Origin of the sequence: Herbaspirillum sp. RTI4 (assembly GCF_034313965.1) — a bacterium.
Lineage (GTDB): Bacteria > Pseudomonadota > Gammaproteobacteria > Burkholderiales > Burkholderiaceae_D > Herbaspirillum.
Genome location: NZ_JAVIWQ010000002.1, coordinates 276,729 through 297,401, shown reverse-complemented (window position 1 = coordinate 297,401; position 20,673 = coordinate 276,729). Strand labels below are relative to the sequence as shown.

Sequence of the window (20,673 nt, the reverse complement as noted above, 5' to 3'; positions counted from 1 at the left end):
CTTAATACTTGCGCAAATCGACAGCCACAATAGACTGATATGAACATGCGCAGCTAGCAGAATAACAGTTCAGGCCTGCGCGCGTTTGCCCGACGTCGCTTTGCATCCAAGCGCTATTTTTATAGATCATTTGAGCCAGATCGCTTCTCGGATGGCGTACTTCTCATGCCTCGTCTGCAGCACGTTCGCACTCGCAAATAAAACGTCAATACGTCCCCGGCAATCCGCTGCTGTTACACGGCCGAATCAAAACTCCTCTATAGTGCAACGCCATGAATATCAAGTACGCTCTTTCCCCTCTCCTCGCCGTGCTCATCTGGGCCATCAATACCAGCGTCAACAAACTGGCAGCCGATGTCATCGATTCCGCCGCGATTTCTTTTTACCGTTGGTTGCTGGCCGGCCTTCTATTGGCGATATTTTTTGCCAGACCGGTATGGCGGCATCGTCAGCGGGCGATTCCCTTTCTTCCTAAATTGTTCGTCCTCGGTATTCTGGGGATGGTGCTGTACCAATGTCTGGCGTATGTCGCGGCACAAAGCACCAGTGTTACCAACATGGGCGTTATCGCTTCGCTGATGCCCTTGATTGCGCTTGGTTTGGGGGTGACCTTGCTGGGTAATCCGGCGACCATCGGCGGAGTAGTCGGTGGCGTGCTGTCCTTGTCCGGGCTGGCTTATCTGCTTAGCCAGGGCGAACCGGCCTTGTTGCTATCGCATGGCCTTGTTCTGGGTGATGGCTTGATGTTGATCGCCAGTTTTTCTTACGCTGCTTACAGCGTGCTGCTCAAGCGCTGGGCGATTCCGTTGCCGATCTGGCATTCTCTGCTGATTCAGGTCTGGCTCGTGTTGCCGGTGCTGCTTGTGTATTACCTGTGGCACGCCGCTCCGCCGCTGACTCTCGCCGGATTGCCGCTGGTGCTGTACGCCGGCATTCCCGCTTCCATCCTCGCGCCCTTTTTCTGGATGCACGGCGTGGCCCGATTGGGACCAAGCCGTGCCACGGCACTGATGAATCTGCTGCCGATATTTACGGTGATAGTAGCGGTGCTGTTTCTCGGTGAACATTTGCATCGCTACCATGTGATTGGTGGCGGCATCACGCTATTGGGAGTGGTGCTGGCACAGTACCTGAAACAGCCGCTCGGTCGTCGACCTGCGGCTCCCGGAAATTACTAATCGCGAAAAATTTTCGGGGCGTGCAATGCCGTGATGTTCAGGGCGCCAACTTGCTTGCGCTGCCGTCGATTAATGGCGAGGCCGCCATTGCCGGCAGTTTCTGCATGGCGGCGGCAATGCGAGCGCCTTGTGTCGGATCAGCCAAGGCCGGCCAGGCGGCTGCCAATGCATTCAGAAGCTGAGGCGTCAGAGCGTCCAAACGCGGACGAATGACCTTGGCCAGATCTGGTGCATCGGCAAAACGTCCCGCACCGGTTTTCTCCCAATGCGCAAACAAGTCACGCTGGATCAGTTTGGCGGTCTCGATCTGAGCGCGGAAAAAGTGTTCGGCCCACGCAGCCGGTACTCCCAACGCCTGCGCCTGCATCTTCAATCCGTCGATAATAATTTGTTCGCGCGGCACATCTTCAATTGCGCCACGGGTATTCCATTTGTCGCGGGCAACGTCGGTCATCAAGGCCAGACGCGCATTCATCAGCCTTTCCAGCGGGGCCAGGCTGATATTGGCCGGTGCGGCTTGCGGCCACGGATGGGCCAGCCATTTGTCCACCATCTTCGATAAAGCACCGCTTTCTATGGTTTGATGCAGCCACTGATCCACGTAGGTTTTCCACATCAGATCACGCGGCAGCAAATAGGCTTTTTCAGAAAAATCGAAGGGCGCTTCAGGGTGGACCGCACACAAGAGCGGTTTGAGTTTTTGTTGCAGCTGCGTTTCAATCGCGTCAGTCATCATCAGATCAGCCTTACCCGCGATGATCTGGTCGAAAATGGTGATGTTGTCCGGGAACACCGTGATGCTGGCGTGCTGAATATGGGCGCGGGCAAAACTCTCATTAGTACCGCCCGGATTGACGATCAGCCGCACGCCGGCCTGATCGATTTGCGCCAGTGTTTGAAAGCGCGCCTGATTGCTGCACAGTGTGATGGGCGTCTTGCCATCTCTTGAATAGGGCAGCGAAAAGAGCGCCTTCTTTTGCCGCTCCAGACTGACCGAAATGCCGCCCATGGCGATATCGAATTTATCTTCGCCCAGGTCGCGCATGAGCGCAGGCCATGAGGTCGGTACCAGTTCCAGACGCACTCCCAGCGCCTTCGCCAGTTGCCCTGCCAGTTCGATATCGAGTCCGATGAAAGGACTGGCGGGATTGGTGCGGTAGGTGAAGGGTTTGTAATCGCCGGTGGTTCCCACGCGCAGCACGCCGCGGGTAAGGATGTCGTCAAGCCGGTTGCTTTGCGCGGAGGCCGGTAATTGCAGACAAAAGCTGATCAGCAAAAGAAGAAAGGTGCGGAACATGAACATGGAAAGTGTCTCCCCTGGAGGGTGTGATGTGGATATCTTGAGAAAAGCTTGCCTGTACGGCACTGCCTTTTTGGATAGTGTTATTAGAAAAATGAGAAACTCAGCCATCGTAATGGAAAGCGGCAATTATTCGAAATGAATCTCCTTTGTCGTTTGTATTGATAGGACTTATGCATCACTGTAGTGCCGGAGCTGTGCCAGAACCTTCCTGAGAAGTAGATGATGGTGGTGGCGGTGGCGGACAGGCGGGCAGTTGCACCCGCACGCACAGCCCCTTGCCGCTAGCAGGGAGGCCGAGTAGGACGCTGCCTTGCGCGGCTTGCGCAATTTCGCGCACGATGGCCAGACCCAGACCCGTGCCATGCTGCCCCGGCAGCGCATTGCGATAAAACCGTTCGAACACCCGTTCCCTCACTTCGGCAGGAATGCCGGGGCCGTCGTCGGTAACGCTGAGCTCAACTTGCGCACCGGCCGCCGTCTGCGTCTGCTGCAAACCGACCGTCACCTTGCCGTATGGCGGCGTGTAGCGGATCGCATTGTCGACCAGATTCATCAGCATGGCGGCAAACAGCGCTGCGTTGCCGGACACCCAGGCGCGTCCCATACCCGATTCCGTACCGGTTTCCAGACCGAGGTCGATATGCTTGCCCTGCGCCAGTCCCACCAGCTCTTCCAATACCGTTGCCGCCAATGCCGTCAGTTCCACCGGTTGACGCATCAGCGCGGCGCTGCTGGAGGCTTCGGCTTGCGATAGCTGAAGTAGCTGATTGATCATGTCGGTCATGCTGCGACTGCTGTCCTGCAAGGCTTGCAGAACTTGCTGCTGACGCGCCGGATCGCTCAGCTGACGAGCGAACTGGATTTGCGAATCGAGTACCGTCAGTGGCGTGCGCAACTGGTGCGCGGCATCGGCGACAAACCGCTTCTGCACCAGCATTTGCGTGTTCAGGCGCTGGATGTATTGATTGATGGCTTCTACGATCGGTCGCAATTCCTGTTGCAGTCGTCCGCGTCGCAGCGGCGTCAGGGAACTGGAGTCGCGCGCGGCCAGCTCTTCCGTCAGACGCAGCACGGGACGCAACTCCATCGTCAGACCCAGAATCATCAGCACGATCGCCAGCACCAATGTAATGATCTGGCGATGCAACGCGGGTTGCCACAGCTCATCCCGCATGCGGTCGTGACCGCGCATGGTCTGTCCGACCTGCACCACTACTTTGCTTGATGCGCCGCTGTCGTACAGCGTTCGCACCAGCGTCACGGTGCGTAACGGCTGATGATCGAAAACAGTGCTGACATAGCGCGGTGCGCCGCTGTGAAAAACCGGGTCCAGCGGAAAATCCGGTCGCCCGGCCATGACCCGACCATCCTCGGCAATCACGCGGTAGTAGACCTGGTCGCCATCCGCACCGGCAAAAATTTCCAGCGCCGCCGGCGGCAAATGAGCAAACGGAAGTCCGTCCTGCCAGTCGATCTGACCGGAGATCATGCGTGCCGATGCCAGCAGTGCGTGGTCCTGCACCACATCCGCGCTTTCCTCCGCGCTGCTATAAGCGAAGTCGCCGCAGATGGCGACATAGATCGTCAGCGGAATCAGCAGCCACAACAGCAGCCGCAGGCGCAGGCTATCAATCATCTTTTCTCATCTTTGCTCATCTTTGCGCTTGAGCAGATAGCCCAGGCCGCGCAGCGTCATGATCGCGGCCTGACAGGTTTCCAGTTTTTTGCGCAGGCGGGAAATATAAATTTCGATCGCGTCGGCGCTGGGTTCGTCGGACAGGCTGAAGATGCCTTTGACCAGCGCATTCTTGGAGACCGTGCGGCCTTGTTGCAGCATCAGAATTTCCAGCACATCGTGTTCGCGTGCCGGTAAGGGCAGCGGCTGATCGCCGATGGCGAACTGGCGCGTGTTGCTGTCATAGATCAGATCGCCGCAATGGATTTCAGCGGCCTTGTCGGGAATCTGGCGCCGGATCAGCACCTTGATGCGCGCCACCAGTTCGCGCACTTCGAAAGGTTTGACCAGATAGTCATCCGCGCCCGCGCCCAGGCATTCCACTTTTTCATCGACCGAACCGCTGGCCGTCAGAATCATCACCGGCACGTTGTCGCGGCGCTGGCGCAAGCGCTGCAACACATGCTTGCCGCTGAGTTTGGGAATCATCAGATCCAGCAGCACCACATCGTATGTTTCATTGCGCAAGACCAGATCGGCAGCGTCGCCATCGCTGGCCAGATCGACGGTGAAATGGTTTTCACGCAGGATTTGCGTGAGCCAGTGCGCCAGTGCAGGGTTGTCTTCAATCAGCAGCAATTTCATTAAATTATCTCTGCGCCATATTTCAAAGCGCCCTGCGGTGCGTGGTAAAAGCGACTGAGTAGTGCCAGCTCAGGAGTCGGTGCCTTGCTCTGAGTTAAGTTCACGCGTGGTGCTTTATCAGAAAATGATGATTAATCATCAATGTTGAAAGCTCAATGAAGGATAACACTGCCTAGAATAGCTGTTATTCATTAAAACAATAATCAGCCCCCGCCGTAGCGGGACTTTAAGCAATACGTACTTCTGTCGGACTTCCTATTGGAGCCTTGCAGCATGACTTTGCGTAATAAATTCAAAGAGGAGACACCATGTTTAGCCGTTCGCCATGTCGCACCACCCTGTTGTCGGCGTTAATTGCCAGTGCCGTCTTTGGCATGAGCAGCAATGCCGTTGCCGCCGATGCACCCAAGGTCATCATCATGGTCGGCGGTATCAACAAGCTGATTTATCTGCCGCCCAAGCTGGCGGAAAATCTGGGTTATTTCAAGGAAGAGGGGCTGGATGTAGAACTGCAATCGCAGCAGGCCGGCGTCGATGCGGAAAATGAATTGCTGGCCGGTGCCGTGCAAGCCGTGGTCGGCTACTACGATCATTCCATCGATCTGCAAAGCAAGGGCAAGGAAGTGCAATCCATCGTGCAACTGTTGCTGGTGCCGGGCGGTACTGAAATGGTACGCACCGATATGGTCGATAAAATCAAATCAATGGGCGACCTGAAGGGCTACACCGTGGGCGTTACCGGCCTCGGTTCTTCTTCCAGTTTCCTCACGCAATATCTGGCATCGCGCAACGGCCTCAAGAGTAGCGAGTACTCGATGTTGCCAGTCGGTGCCGGCACCACGCTGATTGCCGCATTCAAACAGAAGCGCATCGAGGTGGCATGGACCACTGAACCAACCACCTCGCTGCTGATCAGTACCGGACTTGCCAAACCGCTGGTCGACATGAGCAGCCTCGCCGGTACGCGTGCTGCGCTAGGCGGTTTGTATCCGGCATCCAGCCTGTATGTGCAAACCAGCTGGTTGCAAACGCATAAACCGGTGGCGGCGAAACTGGCACGCGCTTTCGTGAAAACCCTGAAATACATTCAGACCCACAGCGCCGAAGAAATCGCCGACAAAATGCCGGCCGATTATTACGGCGGCAACAAAGCGCTCTACGTGCAGGCGCTGAAAGCATCAATGCCCATGTATTCGCCCGACGGGAAAATGCCGGCCGATGGTGCTGAAACGGTGCTGAAGGTGATGACCGGATTCAATCCGAACATCAAGGGCAAGCACATTGACCTGCTGCGCACCTACACCAACGACTACGTCAATCAGATCAAATAAATCCTGCCGCGGCGTTCGCTCTTAACAGCCCGTTATCCGCCTGATCGCCGCGTGCTTTGGACCTGTTTGCCGAGAGCAGTTTTCCCGATGAAAGCATACGTATGACTACCCCCTTTATCTCCCCCGCCGCCTCGCCCGCCATCGAATTGCGCAACGTTTCGCTGCGCTTCATTACCGGCGACGGCAAGGTGACCGTTGCCTTGCGCGACTTTTCGATGTCGGTAGCACGCGGTGAATTCGTCGCCATTGTCGGCCCCACCGGCTGCGGTAAATCGACCACGCTGAGTCTGATTACCGGCCTGCTCAAGCCGACGGTGGGCGAAGTGCTCATCATGGGTGAAGCGGTCGACGGCATCGATCCGCGCATCGGATTCGTGTTTCAGAGCGATGCCGTGTTTCCCTGGCGCACCGTGATTGATAACGTCGCCGCTGGCCCACTGTTTCGCGGCAAGCCGAAAGATGCCGCCTATGCGCTGGCCGAAGAATGGATACGCCGGGTCGGTCTCAGCAAATTCAGTAACCACTATCCGCATCAATTGTCGGGCGGCATGCGCAAGCGTGTGGCACTGGCGCAAACCTTCATTAACAAACCCGAAATTCTGCTGATGGACGAGCCGTTCAGTGCGCTCGACATGCAGACCCGCACCCTGATGCAGGATGAGTTGCTGCAACTGTGGTCGGCGCAATCGGGCTCGGTGGTCTTCGTCACGCATGATCTGGAAGAAGCGATTGCGCTGGCCGACAAGGTGTATGTCCTGACGGCGCGTCCGGCGACGCTCAAGAGCGTCTACGAAATCGACCTGCCGCGTCCGCGCAAGATGGAAGAAGTCAAATACCAGCAGGGATTCATCGACACCTCGCGCAAGATCTGGAGCGATTTGCGGGAAGAAGTGCATATCGAATAAGAGGGCCTTTGTTTCAGCGATCCCTTTCATTAAAAACACTGAACGACATCACTGAGCTACATCACTAAGTGGCATCAATAAGCGATATCAATAAGCGACATCAATAAGCGACATCAATAAGCGACATCCGAACCTGACGGGTAATCACATGACACAACAAAACGCAACAACGATGGCAAGCAATAGGGCGCCTGCGCACGCGGCGTCGATTTCCGACCACATGAGTCCGGCCAGTCTGGCCGAGGTTGAGCGGCAGGCGCAGCGCAAGATCAAACAACGTTACTGGCTGGTGATTTTTCTGCGCGTGGCGCTGCTGGTGGTGACGCTAGGCGGATGGGAAGTCGGCGCGCGGCTGGAATGGATTGATCCTTTCTTCTTTTCGCAACCGACGCTGATCGTTCAGCAAATCTTCGTCTGGATGACGGAGGGGACGGCGCAGGGGTCGCTGTTCACGCAAGTTCTGGTGACGCTGGAAGAAACCGTGCTGGGATTTTTGATCGGCTCCGTCGGCGGTATTTTTTGCGGCATCGTGTTGGGTCGCAACAAGCTGCTGGCCGATGTGTTCAGTCTTTACATCCAGATCGCCAATTCCATTCCGCGTGTGGTATTGGGTTCGATCTTCGTGATTGCCTTCGGTCTGGGCATGGCGTCGAAGGTGGCACTGGCGGTGGTGATGGTGTTCTTCGTTGTCTTCGGCAATGCCTTCCAGGGCGTGCGGGAAGCCGACCGTTACATGATCGCCAACGCGCAGATTCTGGGCGCATCGCGGCGGCAGGTCACGATGTCAGTGGTGATTCCTTCGGCCATGAGCTGGATTCTCGCCAGTCTGCGCGTGAGTTTCGGCTTCGCGCTGGTCGGTGCGGTGGTCGGTGAATTTCTCGGTGCCAAACAGGGTATTGGTTTGCTGATCTCGACGGCGCAAGGCGCTTTCAATGCCAGCGGCGTGTTTGCCGCGATGATCGTGCTGGCCGTTGTTGCGCTGCTGGCGGATTACCTGCTGAACCTGCTGGAAAAACGCCTGCTGAAGTGGCGACCTGCGGCATTCTGAACTTGCGTCAAGCAAAGGGCCTGATGTGTTTTTCCTTATTCAGGCCCTTTGTTACGGCTACACTTGGCGAACCCCTCCTTCCTCATTGAGTAAGCGCCATGATCAATCGCTATGTATTGCCATTTATATGTCTTGTCCCGCTGCAAGCGCTGGCCGCTGCCATAGAAATAAATTGTCCTGCGGCCATAGAAGTCAACGAGGTGGTCAATAGCCCCGAACCATCCTGGGAAGTTGCGCAAGATCGCGGACGCGGCGGACATCGATTGAATTTGGTGTCGGTCTATAGCGGACCTCCGCAGGAGATGGCCAATCTCGTGCCGGATAAAATCCTGCAAAAAAAACAGCAGCGCAAATCCCTGTGGAAGCTGACGCCGTCGGAGCACCGTTATTGGGTTGCCTGTTCGTACACAAACAGCCTCACTCTGCTCGCCAGAGAATTGCCGGAAAATATCCGGCAATGCGAAGTGACCGAAGCGGTGCTTCCCTCCGGGCAGACACTGGGCGTGGCAGGGTGGGTGTGTAAATGAGCGCGTCGCTCTCGCTGCCTGAAGTGCTAAGGTTATTAAGTACGTCGAGAACGATCACTCCGGAAATGAGGCAACTATGCAGATGACCGATATCCCCTTCGGCACTACCGATTGGGAACAAGTGGAACAAACCGAACATCAGGGCGAAACCGGCATAGCGTATTGGCGCACATGTCATTTCGGCGGCATTCGCGTCCGGCGCGTCGAGTACACGGCGGGTTATCTGGCCGATCACTGGTGCGTCAAGGGTCACATCCTGTTTTGCCTCGAAGGGACGCTGCACACCGAGCTGGAAGATGGCCGGCAGTTCACCTTGCAGCCGGGGATGAGTTACCAAGTGGCCGACAATGCGGAACCGCATCGCTCTTCTTCGGTGCAGGGGGCGAAGCTGTTTATTGTTGATTAAGGCGGTGGATTAATTAAAGCCACGAATGCGCATGATCGGCGAGGACAGCCGCTACAATAGCCCTTCGATCAGCAAACAAAGGCACATCATGGAGTCCGATTTCTGGCTGGAACGGTGGCGCGACGGGCGCACGTATTTTCATCAAACGCGGGTAGCACCTTTGCTGCAAAAATACTGGCCCTCGCTTTCGCTGACGACGGGGGGCCGGGTGCTGGTGCCTTTATGCGGCAAATCGCTGGACATGGTGTGGCTGGCGCAACAAGGCTTGCGGGTGCTGGGAGTGGAATTGTCGCCGCTGGCTGTGGAGCAGTTTTTTGCAGAAAACGCATTGCATCCGATCCGGCATGAATCCGCGCAGGGTCAACATTTTGTTGCCGGTAATATCGAGATTATTTGCGGCGATATTTTTAAGCTCGATGCGGCAACGCTCTCCGAATGCATCGGCGTGTATGACCGTGCGGCGCTGATCGCCCTGCCGCCGGAGATGCGGCAACGCTATGTGCAGCACGTCTACGGACAACTGGCGGCTGACTACCGTGGCTTACTGATGACGATGGATTACGCGCAGGAGCAGATGGAGGGCCCGCCTTTTGCCGTGCGTGACGACGAGGTTCAGGCGCTCTATGCGGAACATTCCGAAGCGACGATTATCGACCGTCGCGACATGCTCGATAAAGAACCCAAATTCGCCGAACGCGGCATCACGAGCCTAGATGCGGTGGTGTACCGCTTGCAAGGCAAGCGTTAAGCACTCTTCTTTTGTGTCGCATCAGAAGAGCGGCAGCAGAGTGGCACCAGAGTGGCACCAGAGTGGCATCAGAGCAGAATTACTCCGCTTGCGCCACGATCCGCTGCGCTTTCAGGATCACCGGCTTGTCGACCATTTTTCCATCCAGCGCCACTGCGCCGCCGTTCGCAGCGGCGGCGGCGGCCAGCACCCGCTGCGCCCATTCGATTTCTTCTTTGGTCGGCGTAAAGCCCTGATTGACGCCGGCCACTTGTTTCGGATGAATGCACAGCTTGGCACCAAAACCGATGCGCTTTCCGCGCAGCGTGTCGCTACTCAGCACGGCATCATCGTCCAACGCGGTGGTGACGCCATCGACCGGCGCGTGCACCCCCGCCAGTCGCGATAGCAGCACCAGTTGCGAACGGAAATAGAGCAATTCATCGTCCTCACCCTCAATACCCAGATCGACCTGAAAATCGATGGTGCCAAACACCAGTCGCTGCACGCCGCTGACTTGCGCCAGCGTCCCGGCTTGTTGAAAGCCGACGGCGGTTTCGATCAGTGGCAGGATGGCGCGTGCGCCTGAGCTGCGGAGGCGTTCCAGATCCTGCACCCGTTCCGCTTTGGGCAGTACGATGCCGTCCACGGCGGGGATGCCGCACAAGGCCAGGTCGTTGCCGAACCAGATGGTATCGGCGCTGTTGATGCGGATCAGCAATTGGCAAGCCACTTGCGGCCCGCTGTTGAGCCAGTCGGCAACTGCGCTGCGCGCCGCTTCTTTTTCTGCGGTGGGAACGGCATCTTCCAGATCGAAGATCACGGCATCGGCACCGGTCGCGCAGGCTTTGGCGAAACGCTCGGGTCGGTTGCCAGGAACGAACAAGTAAGAACGCGGCAGGCGGGATGCGCTCATGGCAGCAGTTTGCCGATGGTGTCGACCTCGGTCAGATTCCAGATGTGCTGGAAGGCGTGCTGCATTTCCACTTCGCTGGCGGATTGGCCGAAGACCGACAAGCGCATGGCTTTCTCTTCCAGTTCCTGACGCGACAAGGTGTTGCCGGGGTCGCCCTTGGGTTCGTCGGCGCGACCGAACAGTGTGCGACCGTCGGTGGTGCGCACCGTCACTTTACCGATCCAACGCGCCGGGTAAGCCGCATCCACTTCGGGGTCGAGCGCCATGCTCACTTTGCTGCACAGGCTGGCGATATCGGCGTCCTGGAAATGCTGCTCGAATTCCTGCACGCCAGCGTAGTGGTAATAAGCGACGATGCCGAGCACGGTACCCATAGAAAATTTGGCCTGATGCACGGTGCGCGGATCGACGACCGGCCCCAGCACATCTATCGCACCCTGATGCACATGCGCGGTGATCTGGGCGATCTGCGAAACCGGCAGGTCGTTGTCCTTGATGACTTGCAGCAAGGCGTCGGCGGCGGGATGCGTGTGGCGGCAAGAGGCGTGAAATTTGAACGAGGTTTCGACCAGCGCCCAGCGTTCGCCCAGACGGTCGGTGAGGAAATCGGGATTGGCATCGGACGACATGCCCGCCGCCATGCCCTGTTTGCCTTCCAGTATGTGGCGCGCGCCGGTAAAGCCATCCTGCGCCAGATAGGCGGCCATCAAGCCGTTGGCCGCAGCCTTGGCGGTGTGCAGTTGTTTGGAGTCGGCGGCATCGCGCAGGAACTCCCACAGGCCAGCCGCTTGCGTGCCGGCGGAACCGAGCGCATGCAGCATTTGTTCCGGCGTCAGTTTGAGCAAGCGACCGACGGCGACTGCTGCCGCCAGCGTGCCGACGGTGCCGGTGGTGTGGAAAATTTTATAGTGCGAACGGCCGAGAAATTCGCCGATGCGGATACCCGCTTCGTAACCGGCCACCGAGGCCGTCAGAAATTCCTTGCCGGAACTGCCCAGCGCTTGTGCGACCGCCAGCGCAGCGGGAAACACCACGCAGGCAGGATGGAAGACTGAGCTATTGTGCAGGTCGTCCTGTTCGGCGAAATGCGAGGCGGCGGCATTGACCATGGCGGCAAACAGAGGCGAAGTCTGGCGACGGGAAATCAATACTTCGGACGTGCCACCGACCGGCCCCATAGCTTGTGCAAAGCGTTCTATGGTTTCGACCGGACGCGCATTTTTTCCGGCCAGCGCCGAACCAAACCAGTCGAGGAACAAGTCTTCGGCGCGCCGCAGGACGACCGGTGGAATGGTTTCGAATTGCAGCGTGGCGACGAATTCGGCGAGGACCTGACTTGGGTGTTCGACTGGCATGGCGGACTTTCTAAAAATGGAAGGGCAACGATCCTGGTTAAACGGCGTGCGCCGCATGCAGCGCGGCAATCGTGGTCTTGTCGTAACCGAGTTCGGCCAGGATGACGTCGGTATGCTGACCCAGCGCGGGCACGGCATCGATGCGTGCTTCGTAGGTATTGGGCGTGCCGGGCGGCAGCAGTGTCGGCACGGTGCCGGCGGAGGTGGCGACCTCGGTCCAGCGCTGGCGCGCTTTGAGTTGCGGATGCTGCCACAGGTCGTGCATGTCATTCATGTGGGCGTTGGCAATCTGCGCGGCATCCAGACGGGCGATGACTTGCTCCGCGCTCAGCGTGGCAAAAGTGTGCAGGATGATGTCGCGCAAGGCGTCACGTGCGCCGGCGCGTTTCGAATTGGAGGAGAAGCGGGCATCGCTTGCCAGTGCCGGTTGTTGCAGAACCTGTTCGCAGAAGGCAGCCCATTCGCGTTCGTTCTGCAAGCCCAGCATGACGATTTTTCCATCGCCTGCAAGGAAGGGGCCGTAAGGGTAAATCGTGGCGTGAGCGGCGCCGGCGCGTGGCGGTGGTGTTGCGCCTTCAAACGCGTAGTACAACGGATAGCCCATCCATTCGACCATGCTTTCCAGCATCGATACGTCGATGTGGCAGCCGCGTCCGGTTTTGCCGCGCTGGATCAGCGCGTTGAGGATATTGGTGTAGGCGTACATGCCGGAGGCGATGTCGGCGATTGAGCAGCCGGCCTTGGCCGGTTCGTCAGGCGAGCCGGTGACGGACAGGAAACCGGACTCGCTCTGAATGAGCAGGTCATAGGCCTTTTTGTCGCGGTAGGGGCCGTTGTTGCCATAGCCGGAAATGTCGCAGACGATCAGGCGCGGATGACTTTCTTTCAGCGCTTCGTACGACAGCCCGAGGCGGGCGGCGGCACCTGGCGCGAGATTCTGTACCAGCACGTCAGCGTCTTGCAGCAGCTTGCGCAGAACTTCACCTGCTTCTTCGTGCTTGACGTCCAGCGTCAGGCTTTCTTTGGAGCGGTTGGTCCAGACGAAATGCGAGGCCAGACCGTTAACGCGTTCGTCGTAGGCGCGGGCAAAATCGCCCACGCCGGGGCGTTCGATCTTGATGACGCGCGCGCCGTTATCGGCCAGCTGGCGGGTGCAGAACGGTGCGGCAATCGCGTGTTCCAGGGTAACGACGGTGATGCCATCAAGTGGGCGCATGAGAGAGTCCAATCAGAAAGAACGCGGCATGCCGAGCACATGCTCGCCGACATACGACAGGATCAGATTGGTCGAAATCGGCGCGACCTGATACAAGCGGGTTTCACGGAATTTGCGTTCGACGTCGTATTCGCAGGCGAAGCCGAAGCCGCCGTGATATTGCAGACAGGCGTTGGCGGCTTCCCACGAGGCATCGGCGGCCAGCAGCTTGGCCATGTTGGCCTGAGTGCCGCAGGGCAGGTTGGCGTCGAACAGTTCGCAGGCCTTGTAGCGCATCAGGTTGGCGGCTTCCAGATTGACGTAAGCGCGCGCAATCGGAAATTGCACTCCCTGGTTCTGACCGATAGGGCGGCCGAATACCACGCGTTCGTTGACGTATTTGGTGACCTTGTCGATGAACCAGTAACCGTCGCCGATACATTCGGCGGCGATCAGGGCGCGTTCGGCATTGAGGCCGTCGAGGATGTATTTGAAGCCCTTGCCTTCTTCGCCGATCAGGTTTTCTTCCGGAATTTCGAGGTTCTCGAAAAACAGTTCATTGGTCTCGTGGTTGACCATGTTGAGGATGGGTTGCACGCTCAGACCCTTGCCGATGGCCTCTTTCAGATCGATCATGAAGATCGACATGCCTTCCGATTTTTTCTTGACGTCGGCCAGCGGCGTGGTGCGCGCGAGCAAGACCATCAGGTCGGAATGCTGCACGCGGGAGATCCACACTTTTTGACCGTTGATGACGTAGCGACCGTCTTTTTTGACGGCGGTAGTTTTCAGTTTGGTGGTGTCGGTGCCGGTGCTCGGTTCGGTGACGGCCATCGATTGCAGGCGCAATTCGCCGCTGGCAATCTTGGGCAGATATTTTTGTTTTTGCGCTTCCGAGCCGTGACGCAGGATGGTGCCCATGTTGTACATCTGGCCGTGGCAGGCGCCGGAGTTGCCGCCGTTGCGGTTGATTTCTTCCATGATGACCGAGGCTTCGGTCAGTCCCAGTCCTGATCCGCCGTATTCCTGCGGAATCAGTGCTGCCAGCCAGCCAGCGCTGGTCAGGGCATTGACGAAGGTTTCTGGATAGCCGCGTTCTTCATCGACCTTGCGGAAATACTCGTTAGGGAATCCTGTGCATAAATCGCGGATGGCATCGCGGATGTCTTGGAACTGGTCTGGAGCATGTTGCATGGGGTGCTTTCTTGTTGGAACTGTGTGGGACGTTATCGTTTTGTGCGGTAGTGCCGCTGGTGCAGACTCAGACTCAGGCGAGCGTGGCGGTGGCATCCATGGTGAGCCAGCCGTCGGCGTCTTTGGCCCATAAATGGACGGTTTTTCCGTCGTCTTGCAGTTTGCCGCAGACCTCAAAAGTGGCGATGTCGAACGTGGGACGGATGGCCTTGAAGGAAAATGCAGCGACGCGGGCGTCCGGTAAATTGCGACGCAGCAGATCGATCAGCAAGGTGGCAATCAGCGGACCATGCACGATCAGGCCGGGATAGCCTTCGACTGTGGTGACGTAGCGGCGATCGTAATGGATGCGGTGGCCGTTGAAGGTCAGTGCGGAATAGCGGAACAGCAGGGTGTCGTCGGGCGTGATGGTGCGGCTGAAGTCCTCGTCTTTTGGTGCCGCGACCGGTTTGGCGGGGACGTCATCGGGTTGCGGATTGTCGCGGTAAACGATGTCGTGTTCTTCGGTCAGCGCGACGCCTTCGGCATTGCTGATTTCATGGCGTACCAGCACGAACACCAGTGCGCCGGTACGGCCTTGCTTGTGGCTGACATCGACGATGTGCGACAGGCGCGACACGGTGTCGCCGATGCGCAGCGGCTGATGGAATTGCAGACGGCCGCCGGCCCACATGCGGCGTGGCAGCGGGACGGGCGGCAGAAAGCCGCCACGACGCGGATGACCGTCCGGGCCTAGTTCGGATTGCTTGTGGATAGGCAGGAAGTACAGCCAGTGCCAGAGCGGTGGCAGCGTATCGCCATTTTGTGGGCGGGCGTCGTCGCGGTCGAGTGTGGCGGCCAGCGCGGCGACTGGCGTGGCGGTGATCAGGTCGTTGTTCAGTTCGGAACGGCCTAGCCATTCGCGTAAATGTGACATGTCCATGTAGTGTCCTGGATCTTTATTGTGGGGAGTGGCGACAGTCTGACTGATACCGATAGGGCTTGCCATTTGAATATTCGGAATAGGGCCTTAGTCTGCTGCTAACTTTGCGCCTGTTCCCGGGCGTGCCTGCGGCTCCCTTAGCGTCTTGCTAAGAAGCTGTTTGGCAGATCCGAATGGTGAGGTGGCAGCGCTTGCGGCACACTTTGTTCTGTTTGCGGGCGGCGGTGCGCTGTGGTCTGGGTTTAACTGCGAAAAAATAAGGAGAACAATGCGATGGGTACAGTCAACACTTCGTTTGGCAACGGGAGTTTTTCGCATACGGTTGAAACGGTGATTGATGGCATGAAGGCGGCATTGCAGCAGGGGCTGGATCGGACTTCGCTGGCAGAGGTGCTGCGGCAATTGCAGACGCTGGCGGCGCGCAAGGACTTGTGGTCGGCGACGCATTTCCCCGATCCGACTGTTGATGAAGACCAGGTACGTTATCTGATCCGTGAAGATGAAGACCGTGGATATGCGCTGTATTTGAATGTGTTGCGGCCCGGCAAGTTGATTCCGCCGCATAACCACACCACATGGGCTTGCGTGGCGGCGGTTGAGGGGGAGGAATATAACTATTTATATAGGCGTACGGATGAGGCGGGTGCTGATGCTGCTCCGGGTCGGGCAAATTTGCAATTGACGCAGACTGTCGTCATCAATGGAACGACTGGCATTGCGCTGTTGCCGGACGATATCCACGCGGTGGAAATCAAGGGCGGTCAGGTGATCCGGCATTTGCACATGTATGGCCGCGCGCTGGAAACGCTGACAGAGCGCATTGGTTTCGATTTGCAGGCCGGTACTTATAAGACGGTCGGGATGGCGGTGGCGTCGCGCCGCATTCCTTTGCCGGAGTAGCCCGGTTCCTTGGTTTGTCGGGATTAAGCCGGAAGATTTTTCTTTTCGTTTACCAGCATGTCGACCAGTTTGCGGGTGAAGGCGGGTAGCAGCGCCAGACTGCGCACACAAATCATGGAATGGCGCATGGCCCATTCATCGTCCAATGGGATGATGCGAATCGCCATGTTTCTGGCGTGCCGACGGGCGGCGAATTCCGGCACCACGCCGATGCCGATGTTGGCTTCGATCATGCGACACACGGCCTCCACACTGCCCACCTGAATCCGGATTTTCAATTGCTTGTTGAGTTTTTGCGCTTCCTTGGTCAGGAAGATATGGATGGCGCTGCCTTCCGGCAGGCAAATGTAATTGTGGTCGAGCGTATCGTTGAAGTCGATGCCGCTGCGCTCGGCCAGCGGATTGGTGGCGGCGACGGCCAGGACCAGTGCTTCGCTGCGGTAAGGCAGGACTTCCAGCCCTTCGGTGCGGGCGTCGCCGGCGATTATGCCGATATCGGCAGCACCTTCGGTCACTGCGCGCACGCTGTCATGGCTCCATTTTTCTTTCAGATCAACATTGACGTCGGGATTTTCGCTCAAAAAAATGCGCAGTACTTCCGGCAGTGATTCGGTGATCGAGGTGGTGTTGGCGAAAATCCGCACATGGCCTTTGATGCCTTGGGTGTATTCCTGCAAATCGCCGCGCATGTTTTCCAGTTGCTGCAAGACGACCTTGGCGTGGTGCAGCATGGCCTGGCCGGGTGGAGTCAGGGTGACGCCTTGATTGGTGCGATAGAGCAGCTTGGTGCCCAGGCTTTCTTCCACATTCTTGATGCGAGTGCTGGCAGAAGGCACCGACATGTGGGTGCGCTCGGCACCGCGGGTCAGACTGTTCTCTTCTGCGATATTGACGAAGAGGCGCATATCGACCAGATCAAAATGTATAGCCATGGGGATTATTCTTTTGTCTTATAGCGCCTCTGATTAAGCTACTGCGCGGCGCAATCTCAGGGAGGCATTGCGTGTCCTGACTTTGCGTCACTTGTACTGCTTATTCAGAGATGCCTTATTGTTGTGTGGGGCTTGTTCGGATTGCGCGACGCGAGTTAGCCACTGGCAAACTGCCGCTTCTGAATATCCGAATTGTGCCATGTTAAGGAATCAGGCAAACTTCGGCTTCACATTTGAATCATCGATGAACGATTTTTGCACCGTATTTTGAGGATAGCGCAATGAAAATATTAGTTCCTGTCAAACGCGTGGTGGATTACAACGTCAAGGTCAGAGTCAAGAGTGACGGCAGCGGTGTCGACATTGCCAACGTCAAGATGGCCATGAACCCGTTCGATGAAATCGCGGTGGAAGAAGCGGTGCGTCTGCGCGAAGCGGGGATTGCGACCGAAGTCATCGTCATCTCGTGCGGCGTGACGCAATGTCAGGAAACGCTGCGCACCGCGCTGGCCATCGGTGCCGACCGGGCGATTCTTGCCGAAGTCGACGCCGGCGTCGACCTGCAACCGCTGGCCGTAGCCAAGCTGCTCAAAGCCATTGCCGACAAAGAACAACCGCAACTGATCATCCTGGGCAAGCAAGCTATCGACGACGATAGCAATCAAACCGGACAAATGCTGGCCGCGCTGCTGGGCTGGCCACAAGCTACCTTCGCCTCCAAGGTCGTGGTCGCCGACGGCCGCGCCAGCGTCACCCGCGAGGTCGACGGCGGACTGGAAACGCTTTCGCTCAAGCTGCCTGCGATCATCACCACCGATTTGCGCCTCAACGAACCGCGCTACGTCACGCTGCCCAATATCATGAAAGCCAAGAAAAAGACGATGGACATCGCCAAACCGGCCGATCTGGGAGTGGATGTCGAAGCGCGCGTGACCACGCTCAAGGTTAGTGAGCCACCGAAGCGCAGCGCTGGCGTGAAAGTGCCTGACGTCGCCACGCTGGTCGCCAAGCTCAAAACGGAAGCCAAAGTCATCTAAGTGCCTTACCCGCTCACGAGCGGGCATCGCTCACGGATATTACTAACGGATATCAAAACGGTTTGCCGCGCCGGGTTTTCATACCGCGCCACCGCACCCGACTACACACAGGACACACCATGACCGCACTCGTCATTGCCGAACACGACAGCACCGGCCTCAAGGCCAGCACCCTCAACACCGTCACCGCCGCAATCCAGGCCGGTGGCGAGGTCCACATTCTGGTCGCCGGCCACCATGTCCAGGCGGTCGCTGCGGCGGCTGCCCAGATCGCCGGCGTGAGCAAAGTCCTACTGGCAGACGCCCCGCAACTGGCCGACGGACTGGCGGAAAACATCGCCGCTCAGGCACTCGCTATTGCCACTCAGTACAGCCACATCCTCGCCCCGGCCACCGCCTACGGCAAAAACATCCTGCCGCGCGTCGCCGCCGCACTGGACATGGCGCAAATCTCGGAAATCACCAAGGTCGATAGCCCCGACACGTTCGAGCGGCCGATCTACGCCGGTAACGCCATCGCCACCGTGCAAAGCCGGGACGCGATCAAGGTCATTACCGTGCGCACTACCGGCTTCGATGCAGCCGGCAGCGGCGGCAGCGCCACGATTGACAACATCGACGCCGTAGCCGACGCCGGTATCTCGCAATTCGTCAGCCGCGAAGTCGCCAAATCGGACCGGCCGGAACTGACGGCAGCCAAGATCATCGTTTCGGGTGGACGCGGACTAGGCTCAGCGGAGAATTTCAAGATATTAGAACCGCTGGCCGACAAGCTGGGCGCGGCTATGGGGGCGTCGAGGGCGGCAGTCGATGCGGGCTATGTGCCGAACGACTGGCAAGTCGGACAGACCGGCAAGATCGTCGCGCCGCAGCTGTATGTCGCTATCGGCATTTCGGGCGCGATCCAGCATTTGGCGGGGATGAAGGATTCGAAGGTCATCGTTGCCATCAACAAGGACGAAGAGGCGCCGATTTTTAGCGTGGCCGATTACGGGCTGGTGGCGGATTTGTTCGAGGCGGTGCCGGAGCTGGTTAAACAGTTGGGGTAGGGCTTGGCAAGTCATGCGCAATTTTGCGGCAGCTTTCGGTTTGATGGTCGTCGGGGGAGGGATGTCTGACATCTGTTGATGTGGCGATTTGTAATTGCACAACAATTGCCGCTTACCACACCGATTCGGTCGATATTTAACGGTAACTGTCTCGTTACCGTTTGACTAAGCCGGAGTCTAGCAATTATAATCGCCGGGCTTCTGAAAGCGCCGGATACTCACTTTGAGTGCGGCACGCACCGTATTGGACAAGCATGTTTCGCATCGTCCTTTTGCAGATCGCGGCTACCATCATCGCCGCTTGTGTGGCAGGTTTGTTAAGTGGTCGTCCCGCGTTAGTTTCCGCGTTGTTAGGGGGGATGTGCTGTTTTGTCCCCAATGGATTGTTCGCCTTGCGCTTATATGTGAGCGCACGGAAACCCGGCGGTGCGAACCCGCTGACTTTTCTCTTCGGGGAAATGATCAAGATTGCTGCGACACTGGCGCTCATGAGCGCGGTAGTTTGGTTGTATCGTGATGTTAACTGGCTGGTCTTTATCGTCAGCTTCATCGTGGTGCTTAAAAGTTATTTTATTTTACTGTTTAGACTTCGACCATGACTGCAGATGCACAAGCACCAACGGCCTCAGAATACATCGTCCATCACTTAGGACACTTCTCCACGCACCATCAAACAAAGATTGTCGATTTTTCCATTATTAATATGGATACGATTTTCTGGTCGGTTTTCGCCGGCGTGATTGGTTGCCTCTTCATGTATATCGCCGCACGCAGGGCGACAGCTGGCGTGCCGGGACGTTTCCAGGCATTCGTTGAGATGATCGTCGAAATGGTCGAAGACCAGTCGAAGGCTATCGTTCATGGCGACCGCAGCTTCATTGCCCCTGTGGCGCTGACAGTGTTCGTCTGGGTAGCCTTGATGAATTCACTCGATTTCCTGCCGGTTGATCTGGCGTCTGGAATTTTGCGCGCTTTTGGCCTGGGCGAGATGCACCATCGCATTGTGCCGACCGCCGACCTGAACGGCACGCTGGGCATTGCTCTTGGGGTTCTGGCGCTGATGTTGTTCTACAGCGTAAAAATCAAGGGTTTGGGCGGTTTTATCCATGAATTGTTCGCTGCGCCGTTCGGCATCTGGATGGCCCCTTTCAATTTGCTGCTGAATGTCATCGAATTCGCCGCCAAGACTGTATCGCTTGGCATGCGGTTGTTCGGCAATATGTATGCCGGTGAGTTGTTGTTCCTGTTGATTGCCCTGCTGGGTTCGACGGCGACCGCGTTTGGCTTCTTCGGTCACGTTGTTGCCGGTACTATCTGGGCAATTTTCCATATCCTGATCGTCCTGCTGCAGGCATTCATTTTCATGATGCTCACGCTGGTGTATCTGGGTCAGGCGCACGAGTCGCACTAACCGGGCTGCCGTTGTCG

At 57.5% G+C, this 20,673-nt stretch carries 21 protein-coding genes and 1 pseudogene; 12 read left to right on the top strand and 10 right to left on the bottom strand.

What is annotated here, in order from left to right; all coding sequences use genetic code 11:
- Positions 1–272 precede the first annotated feature (272 nt).
- Positions 273–1,178 (top strand): DMT family transporter, encoded by a 906-nt coding sequence (locus RGU70_RS01525; protein ID WP_322207657.1) that lies wholly within the window; start codon positions 273–275, stop codon positions 1,176–1,178.
- A gap of 37 nt (positions 1,179–1,215) precedes the next feature.
- Here RGU70_RS01525 and aroQ read toward each other — a convergent pair whose 3' ends face one another.
- The 4 genes and pseudogenes from aroQ to RGU70_RS01505 all read right to left on the bottom strand — a co-directional run bounded on the left by aroQ (position 1,216) and on the right by RGU70_RS01505 (position 4,801).
- Positions 1,216–1,728 (bottom strand): gamma subclass chorismate mutase AroQ, encoded by a 513-nt coding sequence (gene aroQ / locus RGU70_RS01520; protein ID WP_416186541.1) that lies wholly within the window; start codon positions 1,726–1,728, stop codon positions 1,216–1,218.
- Positions 1,702–2,475 (bottom strand): annotated as a pseudogene (locus RGU70_RS01515) (transporter substrate-binding domain-containing protein); the annotation flags it as partial. The gene aroQ and the pseudogene RGU70_RS01515, both read right to left, overlap by 27 nt.
- Before the next feature lie 181 nt (positions 2,476–2,656).
- Positions 2,657–4,117 carry a sensor histidine kinase gene (locus RGU70_RS01510; protein WP_322207656.1) on the bottom strand — a complete coding sequence of 487 codons (1,461 nt, stop codon included), beginning with the start codon at positions 4,115–4,117 and terminating at the stop codon, positions 2,657–2,659.
- Positions 4,118–4,123: 6 nt separating this feature from the next.
- Positions 4,124–4,801, bottom strand: coding sequence for a response regulator (locus RGU70_RS01505; RefSeq protein ID WP_322207655.1), 678 nt, complete (start codon positions 4,799–4,801; stop codon positions 4,124–4,126).
- Between the two features lie 308 nt (positions 4,802–5,109).
- On the opposite strand from RGU70_RS01505, the gene RGU70_RS01500 reads away from it, so the two are divergent.
- The 6 genes from RGU70_RS01500 (at position 5,110) to RGU70_RS01475 (ending at position 9,766) form a co-directional block, all read left to right on the top strand.
- Positions 5,110–6,132: an ABC transporter substrate-binding protein gene (locus RGU70_RS01500; protein WP_416186464.1), complete on the top strand. Its 1,023-nt coding sequence runs from the start codon at positions 5,110–5,112 to the stop codon at positions 6,130–6,132.
- Positions 6,133–6,233: 101 nt separating this feature from the next.
- On the top strand, positions 6,234–7,037 hold the full coding sequence (locus RGU70_RS01495) for an ABC transporter ATP-binding protein (protein WP_322207654.1): 804 nt from the start codon (positions 6,234–6,236) through the stop codon (positions 7,035–7,037).
- A gap of 220 nt (positions 7,038–7,257) precedes the next feature.
- A complete protein-coding gene (locus RGU70_RS01490; RefSeq protein WP_322210670.1) occupies positions 7,258–8,085 on the top strand; it encodes an ABC transporter permease in 828 nt (275 codons plus the stop codon).
- A 98-nt stretch (positions 8,086–8,183) separates the two neighbouring features.
- Positions 8,184–8,612, top strand: a complete 429-nt coding sequence (locus RGU70_RS01485; protein WP_322207653.1) for an STY0301 family protein — start codon at positions 8,184–8,186, stop codon at positions 8,610–8,612.
- Between the two features lie 76 nt (positions 8,613–8,688).
- Positions 8,689–9,018 (top strand): DHCW motif cupin fold protein, encoded by a 330-nt coding sequence (locus RGU70_RS01480; protein WP_322207652.1) that lies wholly within the window; start codon positions 8,689–8,691, stop codon positions 9,016–9,018.
- Positions 9,019–9,106: 88 nt separating this feature from the next.
- Entirely contained in the window at positions 9,107–9,766 is a 660-nt protein-coding gene (locus RGU70_RS01475; protein WP_322210669.1) for a thiopurine S-methyltransferase, read from the top strand.
- Between the two features lie 79 nt (positions 9,767–9,845).
- Here the strand turns inward: RGU70_RS01475 and RGU70_RS01470 are convergent, their stop codons facing one another.
- From RGU70_RS01470 to RGU70_RS01450, 5 genes are all read right to left on the bottom strand, one after another.
- Positions 9,846–10,661: a CoA ester lyase gene (locus tag RGU70_RS01470; protein WP_322207651.1), complete on the bottom strand. Its 816-nt coding sequence runs from the start codon at positions 10,659–10,661 to the stop codon at positions 9,846–9,848.
- Positions 10,658–12,016, bottom strand: a complete 1,359-nt coding sequence (locus RGU70_RS01465) for an MmgE/PrpD family protein (RefSeq protein WP_322207650.1) — start codon at positions 12,014–12,016, stop codon at positions 10,658–10,660. The genes RGU70_RS01470 and RGU70_RS01465 overlap by 4 nt, the downstream gene beginning before the upstream one ends.
- Before the next feature lie 37 nt (positions 12,017–12,053).
- The gene (locus tag RGU70_RS01460) at positions 12,054–13,232 is read right to left on the bottom strand and encodes a CaiB/BaiF CoA-transferase family protein (RefSeq protein WP_322207649.1); all 1,179 of its coding nucleotides are present in this window, start codon (positions 13,230–13,232) and stop codon (positions 12,054–12,056) included.
- 12 nt (positions 13,233–13,244) lie between these two features.
- A complete protein-coding gene (locus RGU70_RS01455) occupies positions 13,245–14,405 on the bottom strand; it encodes an acyl-CoA dehydrogenase family protein (RefSeq protein ID WP_322207648.1) in 1,161 nt (386 codons plus the stop codon).
- Between the two features lie 73 nt (positions 14,406–14,478).
- Positions 14,479–15,327 (bottom strand): FAS1-like dehydratase domain-containing protein, encoded by an 849-nt coding sequence (locus RGU70_RS01450; protein ID WP_322207647.1) that lies wholly within the window; start codon positions 15,325–15,327, stop codon positions 14,479–14,481.
- A 273-nt stretch (positions 15,328–15,600) separates the two neighbouring features.
- On the opposite strand from RGU70_RS01450, the gene RGU70_RS01445 reads away from it, so the two are divergent.
- On the top strand, positions 15,601–16,227 hold the full coding sequence (locus tag RGU70_RS01445) for a hypothetical protein (protein ID WP_416186463.1): 627 nt from the start codon (positions 15,601–15,603) through the stop codon (positions 16,225–16,227).
- 23 nt (positions 16,228–16,250) lie between these two features.
- Here RGU70_RS01445 and RGU70_RS01440 read toward each other — a convergent pair whose 3' ends face one another.
- Positions 16,251–17,159 carry a LysR family transcriptional regulator gene (locus RGU70_RS01440; RefSeq protein WP_322207646.1) on the bottom strand — a complete coding sequence of 303 codons (909 nt, stop codon included), beginning with the start codon at positions 17,157–17,159 and terminating at the stop codon, positions 16,251–16,253.
- Positions 17,160–17,440: 281 nt separating this feature from the next.
- Here RGU70_RS01440 and RGU70_RS01435 point away from each other — a divergent pair, with 281 nt between their 5' ends.
- The 4 genes from RGU70_RS01435 (at position 17,441) to atpB (ending at position 20,656) form a co-directional block, all read left to right on the top strand.
- Positions 17,441–18,196: an electron transfer flavoprotein subunit beta/FixA family protein gene (locus RGU70_RS01435; protein WP_322207645.1), complete on the top strand. Its 756-nt coding sequence runs from the start codon at positions 17,441–17,443 to the stop codon at positions 18,194–18,196.
- Positions 18,197–18,315: 119 nt separating this feature from the next.
- A complete protein-coding gene (locus RGU70_RS01430; RefSeq protein ID WP_322207644.1) occupies positions 18,316–19,245 on the top strand; it encodes an electron transfer flavoprotein subunit alpha/FixB family protein in 930 nt (309 codons plus the stop codon).
- A 254-nt stretch (positions 19,246–19,499) separates the two neighbouring features.
- Complete coding sequence (locus RGU70_RS01425; RefSeq protein ID WP_322207643.1) at positions 19,500–19,844, top strand: ATP synthase subunit I; 345 nt, start codon at positions 19,500–19,502, stop codon at positions 19,842–19,844.
- The gene (atpB, locus tag RGU70_RS01420; protein ID WP_322207642.1) at positions 19,841–20,656 is read left to right on the top strand and encodes a F0F1 ATP synthase subunit A; all 816 of its coding nucleotides are present in this window, start codon (positions 19,841–19,843) and stop codon (positions 20,654–20,656) included. Before RGU70_RS01425 ends, atpB begins: the two co-directional genes overlap by 4 nt.
- Positions 20,657–20,673 lie beyond the last annotated feature (17 nt).

Coding starts and splice junctions, on each gene's coding strand:
- RGU70_RS01440 (WP_322207646.1), bottom strand. CDS start 17,159: ATGGCTATACATTTTGATCTGGTCGATATGCGCCTCTTCGTCAATATC.
- RGU70_RS01460 (WP_322207649.1), bottom strand. CDS start 13,232: ATGCGCCCACTTGATGGCATCACCGTCGTTACCCTGGAACACGCGATT.
- RGU70_RS01470 (WP_322207651.1), bottom strand. CDS start 10,661: ATGAGCGCATCCCGCCTGCCGCGTTCTTACTTGTTCGTTCCTGGCAAC.
- RGU70_RS01435 (WP_322207645.1), top strand. CDS start 17,441: ATGAAAATATTAGTTCCTGTCAAACGCGTGGTGGATTACAACGTCAAG.
- RGU70_RS01445 (WP_416186463.1), top strand. CDS start 15,601: ATGGGTACAGTCAACACTTCGTTTGGCAACGGGAGTTTTTCGCATACG.
- RGU70_RS01430 (WP_322207644.1), top strand. CDS start 18,316: ATGACCGCACTCGTCATTGCCGAACACGACAGCACCGGCCTCAAGGCC.
- RGU70_RS01425 (WP_322207643.1), top strand. CDS start 19,500: ATGTTTCGCATCGTCCTTTTGCAGATCGCGGCTACCATCATCGCCGCT.
- RGU70_RS01485 (WP_322207653.1), top strand. CDS start 8,184: ATGATCAATCGCTATGTATTGCCATTTATATGTCTTGTCCCGCTGCAA.
- RGU70_RS01525 (WP_322207657.1), top strand. CDS start 273: ATGAATATCAAGTACGCTCTTTCCCCTCTCCTCGCCGTGCTCATCTGG.
- RGU70_RS01455 (WP_322207648.1), bottom strand. CDS start 14,405: ATGCAACATGCTCCAGACCAGTTCCAAGACATCCGCGATGCCATCCGC.
- RGU70_RS01490 (WP_322210670.1), top strand. CDS start 7,258: ATGAGTCCGGCCAGTCTGGCCGAGGTTGAGCGGCAGGCGCAGCGCAAG.
- RGU70_RS01450 (WP_322207647.1), bottom strand. CDS start 15,327: ATGGACATGTCACATTTACGCGAATGGCTAGGCCGTTCCGAACTGAAC.
- RGU70_RS01480 (WP_322207652.1), top strand. CDS start 8,689: ATGCAGATGACCGATATCCCCTTCGGCACTACCGATTGGGAACAAGTG.
- RGU70_RS01465 (WP_322207650.1), bottom strand. CDS start 12,016: ATGCCAGTCGAACACCCAAGTCAGGTCCTCGCCGAATTCGTCGCCACG.
- atpB (WP_322207642.1), top strand. CDS start 19,841: ATGACTGCAGATGCACAAGCACCAACGGCCTCAGAATACATCGTCCAT.
- RGU70_RS01510 (WP_322207656.1), bottom strand. CDS start 4,117: ATGATTGATAGCCTGCGCCTGCGGCTGCTGTTGTGGCTGCTGATTCCG.
- RGU70_RS01495 (WP_322207654.1), top strand. CDS start 6,234: ATGACTACCCCCTTTATCTCCCCCGCCGCCTCGCCCGCCATCGAATTG.
- RGU70_RS01475 (WP_322210669.1), top strand. CDS start 9,107: ATGGAGTCCGATTTCTGGCTGGAACGGTGGCGCGACGGGCGCACGTAT.
- RGU70_RS01505 (WP_322207655.1), bottom strand. CDS start 4,801: ATGAAATTGCTGCTGATTGAAGACAACCCTGCACTGGCGCACTGGCTC.
- RGU70_RS01500 (WP_416186464.1), top strand. CDS start 5,110: ATGTTTAGCCGTTCGCCATGTCGCACCACCCTGTTGTCGGCGTTAATT.